17 protein-coding genes and 1 pseudogene are annotated in these 16,301 nt (G+C 63.6%); 4 read left to right on the top strand and 14 right to left on the bottom strand.

Translation table 11 applies throughout. The features are described 5' to 3' along the window. Positions 1-284: 284 nt before the first annotated feature. The 7 genes and pseudogenes from B5F88_RS08525 to mltG all read right to left on the bottom strand — a co-directional run bounded on the left by B5F88_RS08525 (position 285) and on the right by mltG (position 7,215). A complete protein-coding gene (locus B5F88_RS08525) occupies positions 285-629 on the bottom strand; it encodes a hypothetical protein (RefSeq protein WP_087344323.1) in 345 nt (114 codons plus the stop codon). A gap of 13 nt (positions 630-642) precedes the next feature. Further along, on the bottom strand, positions 643-1,236 hold the full coding sequence (locus B5F88_RS08520; RefSeq protein ID WP_087344318.1) for a hypothetical protein: 594 nt from the start codon (positions 1,234-1,236) through the stop codon (positions 643-645). A 115-nt stretch (positions 1,237-1,351) separates the two neighbouring features. Then, a pseudogene (locus B5F88_RS08515) lies at positions 1,352-2,509 on the bottom strand (iron-containing alcohol dehydrogenase). Between the two features lie 289 nt (positions 2,510-2,798). Further along, positions 2,799-4,214, bottom strand: coding sequence for a hypothetical protein (locus B5F88_RS08510; RefSeq protein ID WP_087344316.1), 1,416 nt, complete (start codon positions 4,212-4,214; stop codon positions 2,799-2,801). Then, positions 4,211-4,696 carry an RNA polymerase sigma factor gene (locus tag B5F88_RS08505; RefSeq protein WP_087344313.1) on the bottom strand — a complete coding sequence of 162 codons (486 nt, stop codon included), beginning with the start codon at positions 4,694-4,696 and terminating at the stop codon, positions 4,211-4,213. Before B5F88_RS08505 ends, B5F88_RS08510 begins: the two co-directional genes overlap by 4 nt. Positions 4,697-4,784: 88 nt before the next feature. Then, positions 4,785-5,999: a U32 family peptidase gene (locus B5F88_RS08500; RefSeq protein ID WP_087344310.1), complete on the bottom strand. Its 1,215-nt coding sequence runs from the start codon at positions 5,997-5,999 to the stop codon at positions 4,785-4,787. Further along, entirely contained in the window at positions 5,989-7,215 is a 1,227-nt protein-coding gene (gene mltG, locus B5F88_RS08495; RefSeq protein ID WP_087344308.1) for an endolytic transglycosylase MltG, read from the bottom strand. Before mltG ends, B5F88_RS08500 begins: the two co-directional genes overlap by 11 nt. Before the next feature lie 99 nt (positions 7,216-7,314). On the opposite strand from mltG, the gene B5F88_RS21045 reads away from it, so the two are divergent. Continuing rightward, positions 7,315-7,461, top strand: a complete 147-nt coding sequence (locus B5F88_RS21045; RefSeq protein WP_204246218.1) for a hypothetical protein — start codon at positions 7,315-7,317, stop codon at positions 7,459-7,461. 31 nt (positions 7,462-7,492) lie between these two features. On the opposite strand, the gene B5F88_RS08490 is transcribed toward B5F88_RS21045, so the two are convergent. The 4 genes from B5F88_RS08490 to B5F88_RS08475 are packed head-to-tail and all read right to left on the bottom strand — an operon-like array spanning position 7,493 to position 10,039. Next, on the bottom strand, positions 7,493-8,095 hold the full coding sequence (locus B5F88_RS08490; protein WP_087344305.1) for a 5-formyltetrahydrofolate cyclo-ligase: 603 nt from the start codon (positions 8,093-8,095) through the stop codon (positions 7,493-7,495). Then, complete coding sequence (locus B5F88_RS08485; RefSeq protein ID WP_087344303.1) at positions 8,073-8,618, bottom strand: DJ-1 family glyoxalase III; 546 nt, start codon at positions 8,616-8,618, stop codon at positions 8,073-8,075. Before B5F88_RS08485 ends, B5F88_RS08490 begins: the two co-directional genes overlap by 23 nt. 19 nt (positions 8,619-8,637) lie before the next feature. Then, positions 8,638-9,315 (bottom strand): thymidylate kinase, encoded by a 678-nt coding sequence (locus B5F88_RS08480; RefSeq protein ID WP_087344300.1) that lies wholly within the window; start codon positions 9,313-9,315, stop codon positions 8,638-8,640. Between the two features lies 1 nt (position 9,316). Then, positions 9,317-10,039 (bottom strand): WecB/TagA/CpsF family glycosyltransferase, encoded by a 723-nt coding sequence (locus B5F88_RS08475; RefSeq protein ID WP_087344296.1) that lies wholly within the window; start codon positions 10,037-10,039, stop codon positions 9,317-9,319. A gap of 222 nt (positions 10,040-10,261) precedes the next feature. Here B5F88_RS08475 and B5F88_RS08470 point away from each other — a divergent pair, with 222 nt between their 5' ends. The 3 genes from B5F88_RS08470 (at position 10,262) to B5F88_RS08460 (ending at position 13,099) form a co-directional block, all read left to right on the top strand. Continuing rightward, a complete protein-coding gene (locus tag B5F88_RS08470; protein ID WP_204246217.1) occupies positions 10,262-11,269 on the top strand; it encodes an ABC transporter substrate-binding protein in 1,008 nt (335 codons plus the stop codon). Between the two features lie 92 nt (positions 11,270-11,361). Then, positions 11,362-12,312 carry an ABC transporter permease gene (locus B5F88_RS08465; protein WP_087344293.1) on the top strand — a complete coding sequence of 317 codons (951 nt, stop codon included), beginning with the start codon at positions 11,362-11,364 and terminating at the stop codon, positions 12,310-12,312. Beyond that, positions 12,305-13,099: an ABC transporter ATP-binding protein gene (locus tag B5F88_RS08460; RefSeq protein ID WP_087344291.1), complete on the top strand. Its 795-nt coding sequence runs from the start codon at positions 12,305-12,307 to the stop codon at positions 13,097-13,099. The genes B5F88_RS08465 and B5F88_RS08460 overlap by 8 nt, the downstream gene beginning before the upstream one ends. Positions 13,100-13,155: 56 nt before the next feature. Here B5F88_RS08460 and B5F88_RS08455 read toward each other — a convergent pair whose 3' ends face one another. The 3 genes from B5F88_RS08455 to B5F88_RS08445 form a co-directional block, all read right to left on the bottom strand. Continuing rightward, positions 13,156-15,051: a S41 family peptidase gene (locus B5F88_RS08455; protein ID WP_087344288.1), complete on the bottom strand. Its 1,896-nt coding sequence runs from the start codon at positions 15,049-15,051 to the stop codon at positions 13,156-13,158. 93 nt (positions 15,052-15,144) lie between these two features. Further along, the gene (locus B5F88_RS08450; protein WP_087344400.1) at positions 15,145-15,471 is read right to left on the bottom strand and encodes a YbjQ family protein; all 327 of its coding nucleotides are present in this window, start codon (positions 15,469-15,471) and stop codon (positions 15,145-15,147) included. After that, positions 15,452-16,105: a MerR family transcriptional regulator gene (locus B5F88_RS08445; protein WP_087344285.1), complete on the bottom strand. Its 654-nt coding sequence runs from the start codon at positions 16,103-16,105 to the stop codon at positions 15,452-15,454. Before B5F88_RS08445 ends, B5F88_RS08450 begins: the two co-directional genes overlap by 20 nt. Between the last annotated feature and the right edge of the window lie 196 nt (positions 16,106-16,301).

Raw genomic sequence — 16,301 nt, 5'->3', positions numbered from 1 at the left:
ATTCTCCTCTTTCGCAAAAAAATAAGCCCCGCCCCCATGTCAGGGGCGGAGCGAGTTCACTCCACGGTACCACCCTGATCTGCGCCGGAAAAGGGCGCATCTCATTGCATCCGGTAACGGGGATGAGGCGTCCCGGTCCTCCCGGGCGGCTGGTAAAGTGGCGTGCGGACCCGTATCGCGGAGGGCTTGCACCATCCCCTCTCGCTGGACGCGGCGTGGTCCGCTTGGTTTCGTCATAGCCTTTAGCTATGCTATTCTATCACATTTTCCGCCTTTGTCAACCGCTAAAACCACACTTTGTAGGAGAACCAGTGCTCGTCGATCCGCCGGGTTATCCCGCCGTTGTCCGTCCCATCGCTCCACGTCCACTGGCCGTCGGAGACGGGAACCAACTCCATGTCCACGTTCTGGTAGGCGGCGGGCCGGCCGCTCTCCGAGTAGTAGAAGCCGCAATAGCCGGTGGAGGGAACCAGGCCGAATCCGCCAGTGGAAAACTGCACAATGGGATGCGCGCCGGGGAAAACACCCTCCACCTCCACGCCTTTATACCGCTCCGCCGTCCTGTTCTGGTTTAGGCAGTCCGCCGCGATCTCCTCCAGCGTCTCCCGGTGGGAGAGTACGAACCGCATGATCCCCTCCTGGCTAAACCTGCTCCATGCCGGCAGAACCGCCAGGCACATCAGGAGAAGAATTCCCGCTGCAATTATTGCCATTCGTTTTTTCATGAAAATCCTCCTTCACCCGATGGGGCAGCAGCGATCCCAGGAAGAACAGCAGGGGGGGCAGCAGCCCCGCCAGAAACATACACAGATACCAGGTAAGACCGAAGGCGCTCTGGGCGGTGACGTCCGCGATCTGATCCAAGGCGGTCAGCATGAGCATAAACGAGGGGCAGGCCAGAAAGTAGGTGCTCATCAGCATCCAGAAGCCGATACCGTTCAGTAGGGAAGGGCAGGTAAACAGCAGCCATCCCACCAGGGCCCAGCCCCAGGCAAACAGGGCGGGATAGAGGACGGCCTTCCATCCCTCTTTAGGCGAGGGGCGTTCCCAGCCCCGGAGGGCGGCCACGACCCATCCCGCAGGAATGTAGAGGGCCATCATCCAGAGCCAGCCCAGCGGGGTGACGGCAACACCAAAAAAGTAGGGCAGGCAGAACAACAGGGGGGCGCAGAGGGCGGTGACCACAAAGTGCCCTGCGGCAAAGCCCCCGAACCGGGAGGCGGGTGAGGATGTCATTTGGAACCCCTCCTTTCGGGGCCATCCTACCACAGATAGATATGTAAGTCAATATAAATTTATTGAAAAACAATAATTCCGGGCGTACCATGCGGTACGCCCGGTGGTTTTTGCTTTATTCGCCCTCGTAGGCCCGGCGGTAGATCTCGATGATCTGCTCTCTGGTGGCCTTCCGGGGATTGGTGAGGCAGCAGACGTCCTTCATGGCGTTCTCGGCCATCACCTCAAAATCCTCCGGCTTGACGCCCAGCACCTTCAGGTTGGCGGGGATGCCCACCTGGCGGCTGATGGTGCGGATGGCCTGAATGGCCTTGGCGGCGGCGTCCCCGGTGGACAGACCCTCCACCTTCTCGCCCATGGCCTCCGCCAGATCCCGGAAGCGGTTCAGGTTGCCCATGAGGTTAAACTCCTCCACGTAGGGCAGCAGGATGGCGTTGCAGACGCCGTGGGGCAGGTTGTAGTAGCCGCCCAGCTGGTGGGCCATGGCGTGGACGTAGCCCAGGGAGGCATTGTTGAAGGCGATGCCCGCCAGATACTGGGCATAGGCCATCTTGTCCCGGGCCCACATGTAGTCGCCGTTGGCCACCGCCTTGGGCAGGTACTGGTAGATCATCTTGACGGCCATCAGGGCGGCGGAGTCGGTGAGCACGTTGGCGGCGGTGGAGACGTAGGCCTCAATGGCGTGGGTCATGGCGTCCATGCCGGTGGCGGCGGTGAGGGAGGCGGGCATACCCTTCATCAGTACCGGGTCGTTGACGGCGATCTTGGGGGTGACCCGCCAGTCCACAATGGCCATCTTCACCTTCCGGCTGGTGTCGGTGATGATACAGAACCGGGTGATCTCGGAGGCGGTGCCGGCGGTGGTGTTGATGGCCATGAGGGGCACTACGTCGCGGGTGGCCTTGTCCACGCCCTCATAGTCGTGGATCCGGCCGCCGTTGCTGGCCACCAGGCCGATGCCCTTGGCGCAGTCGTGGGAGGAGCCGCCGCCCAGGGAGATGATGGAGTCGCACTGGTTGTCATGGAAGAAGGCCACGCCGGCCTCCACGTTTTTGTCGGTGGGGTTGGGCTCCGCCCCATCAAAGACCACCGAGTGGATGCCCGAGCCGGACAGGATCTCCTAAATGGAGGCGGCCATGCCGGACTGGGCCAGGAACTTGTCGGTGACGATCATGGCGCGGCTGACGTTCAAACTGCCCAGCAGGGCTCCGGCCTCGTTGACGGCTCCTTCGCCAAAGACGTTGCGGGTGGGCAGAAAATAGTAAGTGGACATGAGCGGTTTCCTCCTTTTTCTCCTCCGGGCGGCTGGCCCGTGTGGGTTGGCGCTAGTATAGCTGCCCGAGAAAAAGAAGTTAATAAGTTTTGAAAAGTTTATTTTTTAACGAGTTTTAGTTATTTTTATCACATAATAGTTAAAATTATAACTGGAACATTTTAAAACTGAACTATACGGTTTTATTATCAAGAAGGTGGAATTTGGAAATTAGTTTTGTTTCGTTGTGAGAGAAACGACAATGTAGTTCCGATACGAAAGAACTGGAAAAAAGACGCGGCCCTCCCGGTCAGAACCGGTAGAGATACAGGCAGGTCTGGGTGAAATCCTCCGAGGCATAGCCCCAAATGGCCACCCGGTCCTCATCGAACCAGCCCAGGCTGGCTTCATAAAGACTGGCGTCGCTGTCCCGATCCAGCAGGGTGAAGGCGCCCTGTTCCAGGTCCATCACCCCAAGGCTGGAGATGCCCAGCCCGTCGGCCTGGCCGCCGTAGCTGGCAAACAGGACCTTGGTGCCGGAGGGGTTGGCGATAAAGGTGGGCGTGTCCCATTGGGCCAGAGTGAAGCCCTCCACGGCAGTGGTTTCTCCGGTGACCAGGTCCAGAACGGATACCGAGCTGTCTTTCGCCACATAGATTCCCCGTCCGCCGCCAAAGAAGAACTGGAAGCCCCAGGGCTGCTCTTCATGCCGCTGGTAGACCGGCAGCTGGGAGAAGGTCTGAGTCAGGGTGCCGCTGTCCGGCTGATACGTCCAGACGTCACAGTAGTCCCCTTGAGGACCGGAGAGGGTCAGCAGGATCAGGGTGCTGTCCTCGGCCAAGTAGGCGCTGGAGACCTCCAGGCCGGTGAGTTCGTTGAGGCTGGCGGTGGTGTTGGCCGCCCGGTCACAGTAGTACCAGCCCGTCCGGTCACTGGACAGGATGGCGGCGGACAGATCGTCCGTCCACTGTACCTCGGTGAGGGGGGCGGCCGCCTCCCAGCCGGTGCCCTCCAGCAGATCGGTAATCTCCCCGCTCTCCAGATCCAGCAGCACCGGGTATTGCCGGTAGTCCATCTGGCTGCCCTGGCTGAGGGTAAGGAGCACCGCGTCGGTGCGGCCGCTAATGGAGGAAACATGGTAATCATAGTCCAGAGCCATACCGGCGGTGCCGCTGCAATAGCAGGAGAGCGCTCCCGCATAGTTGCACCAGTAGACCGTGTCCGTATAGGACACCCCGTCCCAGACGGCGGTAAAATCGGTGGTGCGCGTTTCCAGAGGAATCAGCGCGTCCCCTTCCGCCGCCCAATAGTGGAAGTCCAGGACCGTGCCGTCGTCGGCCCGCTCCGCCCGAGACAGAACATTGTCCCCATAGCTCCAGCTGAACCCGTCAGGCAGGCGGATGTACTGGGCCTCCACCTGCTGGCTGATGGTGTTCTGGGTCAGTTCCGGCTGTTCCGGCCCTTCTCCCGTGGGAGCAGGTACCTGCTCGGCCTCCTCCAGCCGGAACAGGGTGAGTACCGCTGTTCGCAGCTCCGGGCTGGCCGCCATGGCCGCCAGGAAGGTGCAGGCCAGCACGGCCGCCGCCGCCAGAGCGGTGAGCCCCGCCCGCCGCTGCCGGGGACGGGAAACAGGAGCGGGGGCCTCCAGACTGGCCTGGATGCGCCCTTTCAGCTCCGGCGGAGGGGTCAGCCGATCCAGCGCGCCCTTGTATTCCTCCCAATTCATACCGAGCCCTCCTTTCCCAGCTCCAGCTCCAGTTTCAGTCGCTCCCGGCCCCGCTTCAGCCGCATTTTCACCGCCGAAGAGGAGAGGCGGAGTAGCTCCGCCACCTCCGCTACCGAGTAGCCCTCGTAGTAGTGGAGGTGGATGGGGGCCCGATAGGCCTCCGGCAGGGTCAGAATGGCCTCCAGCACCCCCCGGTCGGCCTCATGTTCCGCCGGGATATCCGCATCCAGAACCGCCGCCCGCTTCCGCCAAAACCCCTTCAGCTGGTCTTTGCACAGATTGGCCGTCACCTGGAGCAGCCATCGCTTTTTGTGCTCCCCGTCGGCAAAACCGGGAGCCCGCCACAGCAGGCGGCAAAAGACCTCCTGGGTCACGTCCTCCGCGTCGGCCGTCCGGCCCAGGTACACCATGGCCAGCCGGTACACCATGGCTCCATAGGCGTCGTAGCTGGCTTCAAACTGCCGAGTCAGTTCCGCATCCATAGGCCCGACCTCCTTTCGGCCATAAAACGATTGAGGAGTCCCTGAGGTCACAAAAAAGTCCAGGCGAATTTCGCCTGGACTTTTGGAGTCAGGAATTTTCCCGGCAGGCCCGGATCAACGACAGGGGAGGCACCTGGCGGGGCAGCTTCATGTGGAATACCATCTGGGGATTCCGGGGCTGGGTCAGAGGGAACCCGTCGGCATCGGTCATCTCCCCGGCCACAAAGGGGGTGGCGGCCACGTCGGGACCCACCAGCTCCAGCTCGTCTCCGGTGGAAAACTTGTTGCGCAGGGAGAGGGTGGCGTTGCCGGCGGCGTCGCAGGCGGTAACCACCGCCACCACCTGCCAGTCCCGGATATACCGGGCGTCGGCGGTGTACTGCCCCGGCTGGCCGAAATAGAAGCCGGTGGAGTAGTGCCGGTGGCTCACCTTTTCCACTTCCTCCCGCCATACCGGTTCCAGGGGCTTTCCCGCCGCCGCCGCGTCAATGGCATGGCGGTAGGCGGCGGTGACGATGGCGGCATAATAGGCGCTTTTGGCCCGCCCCTCGATCTTCAGGGAGTCCAGTCCCGCCGCCATCAGCTCCGGGATGTGGTCGATCATGCACATGTCCCGGGAGTTGAGGATGAAGGCGCCTCCCTCGTCCTCACCAATGGGGAAGTACTCGCCGGGGCGCTTTTCCTCCACCAGGGCGTACTTGTACCGGCAGGGCTGGGCGCAGGCGCCCCGGTTGGCGTCCCGGCCGGTCATATAGTTGGACAGCAGGCACCGGCCGGAGTAGCTGACGCACATGGCCCCGTGGACGAAGCCCTCGATCTCCAGCTCCCTGGGGGTCTTAGCCCGCAGCTCGGTAATCTCCTCCAGGGACAGCTCCCGGGCCAGGATCACCCGGCTGGCCCCCAGGTCGTACCAGGCGCTGGCGGCCTGATAGTTGGAGATGCTGGCCTGGGTGGAGATGTGGGCCTTCACCCGGGGGGCGTACCGCTTGAGCAGGGAGAGCACCCCCACGTCGGCCAGGATCACCGCATCCACCCCCAGGTCCTGGAGATACTCCAGCCACTCCGGCAGCCGGGCCACCTCGTCATTGCGGGGCATGGTGTTGCAGGTGACGTGGACTGACGCCCCATAGCTGTGGCACAGGGTTACCGCCTGACCCATCTCGTCGGGGGTGAAATTGCCTGCGAAGGCCCGCATACCAAAGTCGTTGCCCGCCAGGTATACCGCGTCCGCTCCGTAAGCCAGGGACATCTTCAGCCGCTCCATATCCCCGGCGGGGGAGAGCAATTCGATTTTATTTCTCATTCTTGTACAGCTCCTGGGTAGCAATAAAGTTCTGGTGCTCCCGGTAGGTGGCGAAGAAGGAGTGCTTGCCGTCGTCGCCCAGAGCATAGTAGTAGTACTTGGTGGTGTCGGGGTAGACCGCCGCCCTCAGTGCGTCGGTGCCCGGGTTGGCGATGGCCGTGGGGGGCAGACCGGTGTGGGTACGGGTGTTGTAGGGGGTGTCGGCGTTGAGGTCCACTACGGTGCCGCCGGTGGCGTACAGAATGGTGGCGTCGATGTTCAGATAGCCTGCCGTCTCGCTGGTGGGCCGGTCCAGACGGTTGTAGATGACCGAGGAAATCTTGCCCTGGTCGGAGCCGTCGGTCTCCTTCTCAATCATGGAGGCGATGATCACCGCCTGGTTGATGGTATAGCCCGCCTCCTGAATGTCGGCGCGCATCTCGTCGGTAAAGACCTCATCAAACCGGAGGATCATCTTGTTGAGCACGTTTACCGGGTCCTCCCCCATATAGAACTCATAGGTGTCGGGGAAGAGGTAGCCCTCCAGCCGCTTGGGGTCGCCCAGGGGCTGGACGCCCTTGAGGAAGGAGAAGTTGAAATCGTAGTTGGCGGCGGTGTCCTCCAGCTGCTCCACCGTGGACACGCCCTTCTCCTCCAGCAGCGCAAAGATCTGGGCCTCGGTCATACCCTCGGGGATGGTGACGGTGGTGACCATCCGGTTGGCCGAACTGGAGCCCATGCTGGAGATCAGGGCCCGGTAGTCCATATCGGTGTTCAGTTCGTAGGTGCCGGGGGTGATTTTGGCGTCCTCCTCTCCAGCCTTGCCGGAGACATGGGTGAGGGAACAGAACAGCTGGAATACAAATTTATATTCAATCAGGCCCTGTTCCTTCAGCTTGTCGGCCACATCGCCCACCGTGTCACCCTCGCTGATCTCCACTGCGGCGGTGTGCTCGGCCTTGTTGAGGGCCAGCACGTCGTTGGCCCACATCCAGCCCACCCCTGCCAGCAGGGCGGAGATCCCCAGCACGAACAGAATATAGATCAGCGTGCCCCAGGCCCCCATCTTCCGCCGCTTTTTGCGGCGGGTGGAGGGGGAGCGGCGCTCCGGTTGTTCCGCACGCTCGGCATGCTGCGTGCGCTCCGTGCGGGAGGAGGGAGCCACCCGCCTGCCCCCCTGACTGCTGCGGGGGGTGCGCTGGTAACGGCGCTCCTCATGATTGTCTTGCAGAGACATTGGTTCAACTCCTAACAGAAAAAACGGTCCCGTGGCCGGAACCACCGCTCACCCTTTTGCATATGATAGGTCAGATGAAGCAAGTGAGGTGAGAAGTCAATGTGTTTCGGCAATAACGGGTTTGGCGGCAACAACTGCCTGTGGATCATCCTGATCCTCATCATCATCTGCTGCTGCGGTTCCGGCGAGAGCTCCTGCGGCTGCGGCTGCGGCAACAATTGCGGCTGCGGCGACAGCTGCTGCTGAACGCCTACCTAATCCCGGGCGGAGGCGGGGCTCAGGCCCCGCTTTCGCCGTCCCCGGCGGGGGACAGGCCGTACACCGCCGTTTCGGTAACCACCAGGTCCACCGGGCGGTCGTGGGCCTGCCGGGGTACCCGGTCCAGCAGGGTCAGCTGCCGGCACAGGGCCACCGTCAGACCGGAAAATCCGGCCAGCCAGCGGTCGTAGTAGCCGCCTCCCTGGCCCAGCCGTCCGCCGGAGCGGTCAAAGGCCAGGCCGGGCACCAACACCAGGCCGATCTCCTCCGGTTCCACCGGAGGACAGTCCTCCCCCGGCTCCCACATGCCGTAGGCGTGGCGGACAAGACTGCTGTCCGGCCGGACCAGCCGGGCCTCCAGAGTGTTTCCCGACAGGCACCGGGGCAGGCAGAGCCGCTTGCCCGCCTCCCACAGGGGGACAAGCAGGTGGGAAGTATCCGGCTCAGTCCCCATACCGTGGTAGAGCAGCAGGGTTTGGGCCGCCTCCACCTGGGGAAGGGACAGAAACCGGCGAAGCAGCGCATCGTCGCCGGCCTGCCGCTGAGCGGGGGACAGGGCCTTCAGCCTGGAGCGGAGCTCCCGCCGCAGGGCGGCTTTCTCAGCCGTGATAGTGGACGGCATCCTTCACCTGAGCGGCGGCGGCAGGCCCCTTCAGGATCTCCACCAGCTTCAGGCCGAAGGGGTAGGCGGAGCCGGCGGCTTCGCCGGTGATCATGTGGCCGTCCACCACCACGGGAGTACCCTTCTGCACCACGGCGGAGCCCATCAGCTCCTCCATACCGGGGTAGCACACCGCCTTCCGGCGGTCCAGCATACCCAGGTTGGCCAGGATGGTGGGGGCGGCGCAGATGGCGGCCAGCCAGCGGCCGTGGTCATAGCAGTACTGGATCAGGGCCTGGGCGTGTATGTTGGAGCTGATAGTCTCCACGCCGCCCAGTCCGCCGGGGAGCACGAGCATATCCACCTGCTCCTGGTCCAGCTCTTCCAAAGTCAGGTCGGCGGTGATGGTGATGTTGTGGCTGCTCACCACCTGGCGGCCGTCCAGACCCACCAGGGTCACCTCCACGCCGGCCCGGCGGAGCAGGTCGGCGGGTACGATGGCCTCGGCTTCCTCAAAGCCGGTCCCCAATAAAATTGCTACCATAATTCACAGCACCTTTCTTTTATCGATCCTCTATCGTCCGGGCCAGCAGGCCCCAGATCTCTTCATGAATCTCCTCCGGCCCGCGCAGGCTGCCGTGCCCATCCAGGCAGGAGATTCTGATCCAGCCCAGGGTCTCCGCCGCCCGGAGGGCGGTGCGGCGGCACAGGGCCAGATAGCCGGTGTCCACCTCGTGGATGTCCCCCTTGGTGTGGGTGGCGGCCTCCCGGCTGCGGAGCAGCTCCACCGCCTTCTCGGTGGGCATGTCCAGGTAGAGCACCTGGTCGGGGAGGGGGAGGCCCAGCTTGGCGCACTCAAAGTCGTAGAGCCACTGGAAGAACCCCTCCCACTGGTCCTCCGGCAGCTTGCAGGCCTGGTGGACGGCGTTGGAGGTGGTGTACCGGTCGGAGAGCACCAGCCCGCCGCCCTGATAGTAGGCTCCCCACACCTTTTTCCAGGAGGCGTACCGGTCCACCGCGTAGAAGGTGGAGGCGGCGTAGGGGTTCACGTCGGAGGGGCGGGAGCCGAATTCTCCGTTGAGATACATCCGCAGCAGGGCGGAGGAGGGCTCCTGGTACTGTGGAAATACCAGTCTCTGGAAGGAGATCCCCTCCCGCTCCATCCGCTGGCAGAGCAGTCTGAACTGGGTGGACTTGCCCGACCCGTCGGTGCCCTCCAGCACGATCAGTTTGCCTGCCATGTCACTTGCCTCCTATCCGCCCGGCCAGGGCGTATACCAGCACCAGCGGCAGCTTGGCCATGCGGCCGAACCGCTTGGGCTCCTTCATCAGGCGGTAGAGCCACTCCAGGCCCAGCTTCTGAAAGCCCTCCGGGGCCCGCTCCACCACCCCGGCGAATACGTCCAGGGAGCCGCCCAGCCCCACCATCAGGTGGGCGCCGGTGGCCGGGCCGTGCTTGGCCATCCAGAATTCCTGCTTGGGGGCTCCCAGGCAGACGAACACCACGTCGGCCCCCGACTCCCGGATGGCCTGCACCACAGGCTCGTCCTCTTTAAAATACCCGTCGTGGGTGCCGCAGAGGATCAGGCCGGGATACCGGTCCCGCAGGTTGGCGGCGGCCAGCTCGGCCACCCCCGGCTTGGCACCCAGCAGAAACAGCCGCTTGCCGTGCTTGGCCATCCAGCCCATCAGGGCCTGGGCAAATTCAATGCCGGGCACCCTGCCCTTCAGGGGGCGGCCCAAAAGCTTGGCGGAGTAGACCACGCCGACGCCGTCGGCCAGCACCAGGTCGGCGTCCAGCAGAGCCTGGCGGAACGGCTGGTCCTTCCGGGCGGCCAGCAGAAACTCCGGGTTGGGGGTGACGGCGTAGTGGAATCCCTGGTCTTCCACCAGGCTGGCCCCGGCGGCGGCGGCCTCCTCCAGCGTCAGGTCGTCAAAGCCCACGCCCAATATGTCTGTCCTCAAAATCAACTGCCTCCGATTGGATCATATCCATAATATCATGCCATTTTACCATACCTTTCCCCAAAAGTCTATGCAGAAACCCGCTGAAAGGAGGGGGATGATTGTTAAGATTCTGTGAAGATCACCGTTGACAGCGGGGGAGAAAGTGGCTATAATAAAACGCAACATATTGCTTTAACCATTAAAAGAGCTAAAGCACAGTAGGAATTGGAGGAACCGGAAATGAAACAGTGGAACAAGCTGGCCGCTCTTGCGCTGGGCGGCGCCATGGCTGTGAGTCTGGCCGCCTGCGGCGGCACCCAGGGGAATGCGGAAAGCCCCGCCGCCGGCGGGGAGAGCGGCAGCTCCGGCGGCGGGAGCTACACCGTGGGCATCTGCCAGCAGATGACCCACCCCGCTCTGGACGAGGCCACCCGGGGCTTCAAGGAGGCCCTCACCGCGGCGCTGGGCGACAGCGTAACGTTCAAGGAGCAGGACGCCGGCGGCGAGTACGCCAACTGCGGCACCATTATGGACGGCTTCGTATCCGAAGGGGTGGACCTGATCCTGGCCAACGCCACCTATCCCCTTCAGGCGGCCGCCTCCGCCACCGCCGACATTCCCATCCTGGGCACCTCGGTGACCGACTACGCCACCGCCCTCTCCATCACCGACTGGACGGGCACCGTGGGCGGCAACATCTCCGGCACCTCCGACCTGGCCCCTCTGGACCAGCAGGCGGCCATGCTGCAGGAGCTGTTCCCCGACGCCACCAACGTGGGCCTGCTGTACTGCTCCGGCGAGCCCAACTCGGTGTACCAGGTGGAGACCATTGAGGGCTATCTCACCGAGATGGGCTATACCTGCACCCAGTACGCCTTTACCGACGTCAACGACCTGTCCTCCGTGGCCCAGTCCGCCTGCGACAGCTCCGACGTGATCTACATTCCCACCGACAACACCGCCGCCGCCAACACCGAGACCATCGCCAACGTGGTCATCCCCGCCGGGGTGCCGGTGGTGGCTGGCGAGAGCGGCATCTGCGCCGGCTGCGGCGTGGCCACCCTGTCCATCAGCTACTATGACATCGGCTACGCCACCGGAGAGATGGCCGCCAAGATCCTCACCGGCGAGGCGGACATTTCCACCATGCCCATCGAGTACGCGCCCAATGTGACCAAGATGTACAACGCCGCCAACTGCGAGGCTCTGGGGCTGACCATGCCCGAGGACTACGAGCCCATCGCCTGAGCAAACCCCAAAAGGGCGGAGAAGGGAACAGCCTTCTCCGCTCTTTTCTGGCATACAACCGACGATTCTATCACTTGTTTGGAGGCAGACCCATGGACGTCCTGATTTCGTTTTTCAACTCCCTGCCCGGGGCCTTCGGGCAGGGGCTGGCCTGGGGCATCATGGCCATCGGGGTGTATATCACCTTTCGGATCCTGGACATCGCCGACCTGACGGTGGACGGCTCTCTGGCCACCGGCGGCGCGGTGGCGGCCCTGTGCATCACCCAGGGCTGGAACCCCTGGCTGGCCCTGCTGATGGCGGTGCTGGCCGGTATGCTGGCCGGGCTGATCACCGGCCTGCTCCACACCGGCTGCGGTATCCCCGCCATTCTGGCGGGTATTCTGACCCAGCTGGCCCTCTACTCCATCAACCTGCGGATTATGGCCATCGGGGATGAGAAGGCCACCACCAAGGCCACCCTGGCCCTCAGCGTGGATCGGCAGGAGCTGCTGGTCTCCTCCCGGTATATCCGGGAGCTGACGCTGGAAAATCCGCTGTTTCTGCTGGTGATCTTCACCGTGGCGGTGATTGCCCTGCTCTACTGGTTCTTCGGCACCGAGCTGGGCTCCGCCCTGCGGGCCACCGGCGCCAACCAGAACATGGCCCGGGCCCAGGGCATTGACGCCAACTGGTGCAAGGTGCTGGGGCTGGTGGTGTCCAACGGTCTGGTGGCCCTGTCTGGCGGCCTGCTGGCCCAGTACCAGGGCAGCTCCACCGTGGACATGGGCCGGGGCGCCATCGTCATCGGCCTGGCCGCCGTGATCATCGGCGAGGTGCTGCTGGGCAAGGTGTTCCGGAATTTCGCCCTGAAACTGCTCTCTGCCGTAATCGGCTCCATCATCTACTATATTGTACTGCAGTTTGTGCTGCGCCTGGGGCTGGAGTCCACCGACCTGAAGCTGCTCTCCGCTGTGGTGGTGGCCCTGTTCCTCACCATTCCCTACTGGAAGGGAAAGTATTTTACAAAAGCCGTGCGGAAGGAGGCGGGACGCCATGCTTGAGGTACGGGAGATTTACAAGACCTTCAACGCCGGCACCATCAACGAAAAGCGGGCGATGAACGGGGTGTCCCTCACCCTGGCCGACGGGGATTTCGTCACCGTCATCGGCGGCAACGGGGCGGGCAAATCCACCCTGCTGAACCTGGTGGCGGGGGTGTTCCCGGTGGACAGCGGTTCCATCTCCATCGACGGCCAGGACGTGACCCGCCTGCCCGAGCACAAGCGGGCCAAATTCATCGGCCGGGTATTCCAGGACCCCATGATGGGTACCGCCGCCACCATGCAGATCGAGGAAAATCTGGCCCTGGCCGCCCGCCGGGGGCAGGGCCGCTCCCTCCGGGCGGGGATCACCCGGGCCGAGCGGGAGGAGTACCGGGAGCTGCTGAAGATCCTGGACCTGGGCCTGGAGGACCGGCTGACCAGCAAGGTGGGCCTGCTCTCCGGCGGCCAGCGGCAGGCCCTGACCCTGCTGATGGCCACCCTGAAGAAGCCCAAGCTGCTGCTGCTGGACGAGCACACCGCCGCCCTGGACCCCAAGACGGCGGCCAAGGTGCTGGATACCACCGAGAAAATCGTCCAGCGGGATAAGCTCACCACCCTGATGATCACCCACAACATGCGGGACGCCATTGCCCACGGCAACCGGCTCATTATGATGTTCGAGGGCCGGGTGGTGGTGGATGTGGCCGGTGAGGAGAAGAAGAATCTGACCGTGGAGCACCTGCTGGGCCTGTTCAGCAAGGCCAGCGGCTCCGACGAGGCCGACGACAAGCTGCTGCTGGGCTGAGCGGAAAAAAGGCCCCGCCTGCCGGAATGTTCCGGCGGGCGGGGCCTTTTTGGGCTTTATACAGGCAGGAGCCCGGTGTGGACCAGCAGGGAGCTGGTGAGGGCGGCGGCCTCCTCCCGGGTGGCGGGGGCGGTGGGGTCGATGTTTTCCGGCTCGTCCCAGAGCAGGCTGGCGGACTCTCCCAGCAGCCAGACGGAGTCTCTGGCCCAGCCGGCGTACTCCGCCAGCTCAGGGGCCTCCGCGGCGTCGGCGGGCTGGCTGGAGGCGGTGAGGTCCAGGGCCAGGTTGAGCTGCCGGCCCAGCCGGGCCATCATGGTGATGAATTGCTGGTGATCCACCGGAGCGTCGGGGTCAAACCGTCCGTCTCCCACACCCTCTACCAGACCCATTCTGGCCATGGTATTGACGGCGGAGGCGTACCAGCTGTCCTCCGGCACATCGGAGAACAGGTTGGCTCCGGTGTAGCTTTTGAAGTGGAGCGCCTGGGCCAGCAGGGCGCACAGCTGGGCGCGGGTCAGGCCCTCCGTGGGACGGAAGGTGCCGGAGCCATCCCCCTGGAGCACCCCATAGGTGGCCAGCAGCTGGATCGCCTGGCGGTAGGGGGAGCCTGCGATGTCGGAGAAGGTGCGGGGGGTATAGTCGGTCAGGCCGTACTTCTCTGCCAGGGCGTCGGCGGTGGTGTTGATCCAGCCGTCGGCGCCGCCGGTGCCCTCCAGCACCGGCACCGTCTCGGGCAGGGCCTCCAGCAGGGCGGTAAAGGCGGGGCGATGGTCCTGGCTGAGGGCGGCGTCCAGGTCCACGTACCACGTCTGCGCAAACTCAATGCGCAGGGTGTTTCCGGTGTCCTGGTCGGGACAGGCCGAGCTGAGCAGCAGGGCCACTTCGGGGGCGATGGCGGAGTCCACCAGCAGGTGGGGGAATACGCCGATGGTGTTGGTGGTGGAGCCGATGGGGCTGAACAGCCGGTAGGTGGTGATTTTCAGGGCGTCCCCGTCGGGGAAGTAGTCGGGTAGTACCGCTTGGTCAAACACGTTCTGGGCTACCCCTTTGCCGTAGGTGCGCCCGCCCACCACCAGACCGGCGTCGTGATCCCGGATGGCGGCGGCAAAGAGCTCGGATGCGCTGGCGGTATTTTCATTGGTGAGCACGATGACCGGCTGAGTGGTCTGCTGCTCCTGATCGCTGCCGAAGGGGGTGATCCTCCCGCTCTTATCCCGGTAATAACCGGTCATCTCGTCCCCGGTAAAGCAGGAGGAGGTGGCGGCCGCGGCGTTTACCATGCCGCCGCCGTTGTCCTGCAGATCCACCAGCCACTGGTCGGCCTGGCTGGCATAGGTCTCCAGTCCGTCCAGAAAGTGCTCCAGGGTATCTCCGCCGAAGGTGTCGCAGTCGATGTAGCCGATGTGGCCGTCCACCAGCTCGGTGTAGGTGGCGGGGAGGACAACGGCCCGGCGGGTGAGGGTGACGGTATGCTCCGTCCCGTCCCGCAGATAGGTCACTTCCACCTGCGTGCCCTCCTCTCCCTGAAGCCAGGAGGCGGCCACCAGCAGATTGTCCCCGGTGATGGCTTTCCCGTCCACCGCCACAATCAGGTCCCCGGTCTGCAGGCCGCCCTCAGCGGCGGGGGTGTCCTGGTATACCCGCTGAACCAGCAGCCCCTCCTGGACGGTCAGCATGGCGATGCCGATGCCCACCAGGCCGGTGTCCTCCATGGAGCTGTTGAACTGGGCGTACTCCTCGGCGGTAAAGTATTGGGTGTAGGGATCCCCCAGAGCCTCCACAATCTGCTGGACCGTCTCCTGATCCAGCACAGACTGGGGGATTTCATCAATATAATAATCCGTCAGCAGCTCTCTGGCCTGATCGGTGGTCAAGGCGGAGGCGGCGGGCGTCAGGGCAAGGGTCAAAGCGAGGGTCAGAGCAAGGGGGCGGAAAAGGTGTCTGTGGGCCATAGGGAAGCCTCCTCAAGAGTTATGTAACCTGATTGTACGACAAAGTGGGGACGGGCGCAAGGCCCGTCCCCACTTTGTAGCAATTTGTCACTTTTATTCAGCCCGGTCTCCCAGCACCCGCACGGCGGTGCCGTAGGCCGTGACCTCCGCCGCCCCCTGCATCAGGGAGGAGGAGGCGTAACGCACGTTGATCACCGCGTCGGCCCCCTGGGCCTGGGCGTCCTCCACCATGCGCTTGGTGGCGATCTGCCGGGCCTCCACCAGCATCTCGGTGTAGCTCTGGATCTCGCCGCCCACCAGGGTCTTCATGCCCGCCATAAAATCCTTGCCGAAGTGCTTGGACTGGACCACGCTGCCCTTGGCGATCCCAATGGCCTCAATCTTTTTTCCGGGAATGTACTCAATATTTAGCAGCAGCATCTTCTTCTCCTCCTCGAATTTGTTTGATCCGCTGGTACAGGGCCAGCAGCACGCCGATGATCACCGCCACGGGAATGGCCAGCAGCACCACGAACAGGGCCAGGGGCGGGGCGTCCTGGGGGTCCACCGTCAGCGCCCAGAGCATCAGGCCGATGGTCCAGCCCATCAGGGCCACAAAGACCACCGCCGCCACCACCGGGCCGATGTAGCGGTTGGTGGTGTCCTTCTTGTGGATATTCACGAATCGGGTCCCCTCCTCTTGTTCCATCCGCGCCATTTCTGTCAACCAGCGGTCCGCGTCCAGGGTGGGCAGCTGTTCCCCGGCCTCCGCCAGCTCCTGACACAGGGAGCGGATGGTGGCCAGGTTTTCCTGCTCCCGCTCCAGCTGGATCATGTGCCGGCGCAAGCCGTCGGTCAGGGTCAGGGCGCCCTGCTGCATCTTCCGGATTTCCTCCATGGGTACGTCCAGCTTACGCAGCAGCTTGATTTTCCGCAGGACCTCCACGTCCCCGTCGTCGTAGTTGCGGTAGCCGTTGTCCGCGTTCCGGCCGGGGGTCAGCAGGCCCTCCTTTTCATAAAAGCGGATGTTGCGTTTTGTGATGCCGACCAGCTGTTCCACCTCGTTGATCTTCAATGCCTATCACTCCTGACATGCTCAACATATACCCTCCACCCAATGGAATGTCAAGAGAAAATTTCGGAAGCCGGAAGCTTCTGCCGGATGGCGATGCCTCCGGCGGGCTGTGCAGGTGCCCCTCTGGGGGGTACATCCAATAGGGGGGCCCGCAGGCCCCCCTGATTGGTCGTTTCAAGGGGTGGGGTGTCGGGGC

This window comes from Flavonifractor sp. An306 (genome assembly GCF_002159455.1).
GTDB lineage: Bacteria > Bacillota > Clostridia > Oscillospirales > Oscillospiraceae > Flavonifractor.
Note: the sequence above shows the minus strand (reverse complement) of the source record. Positions and strands in the feature narration are given on the sequence as shown.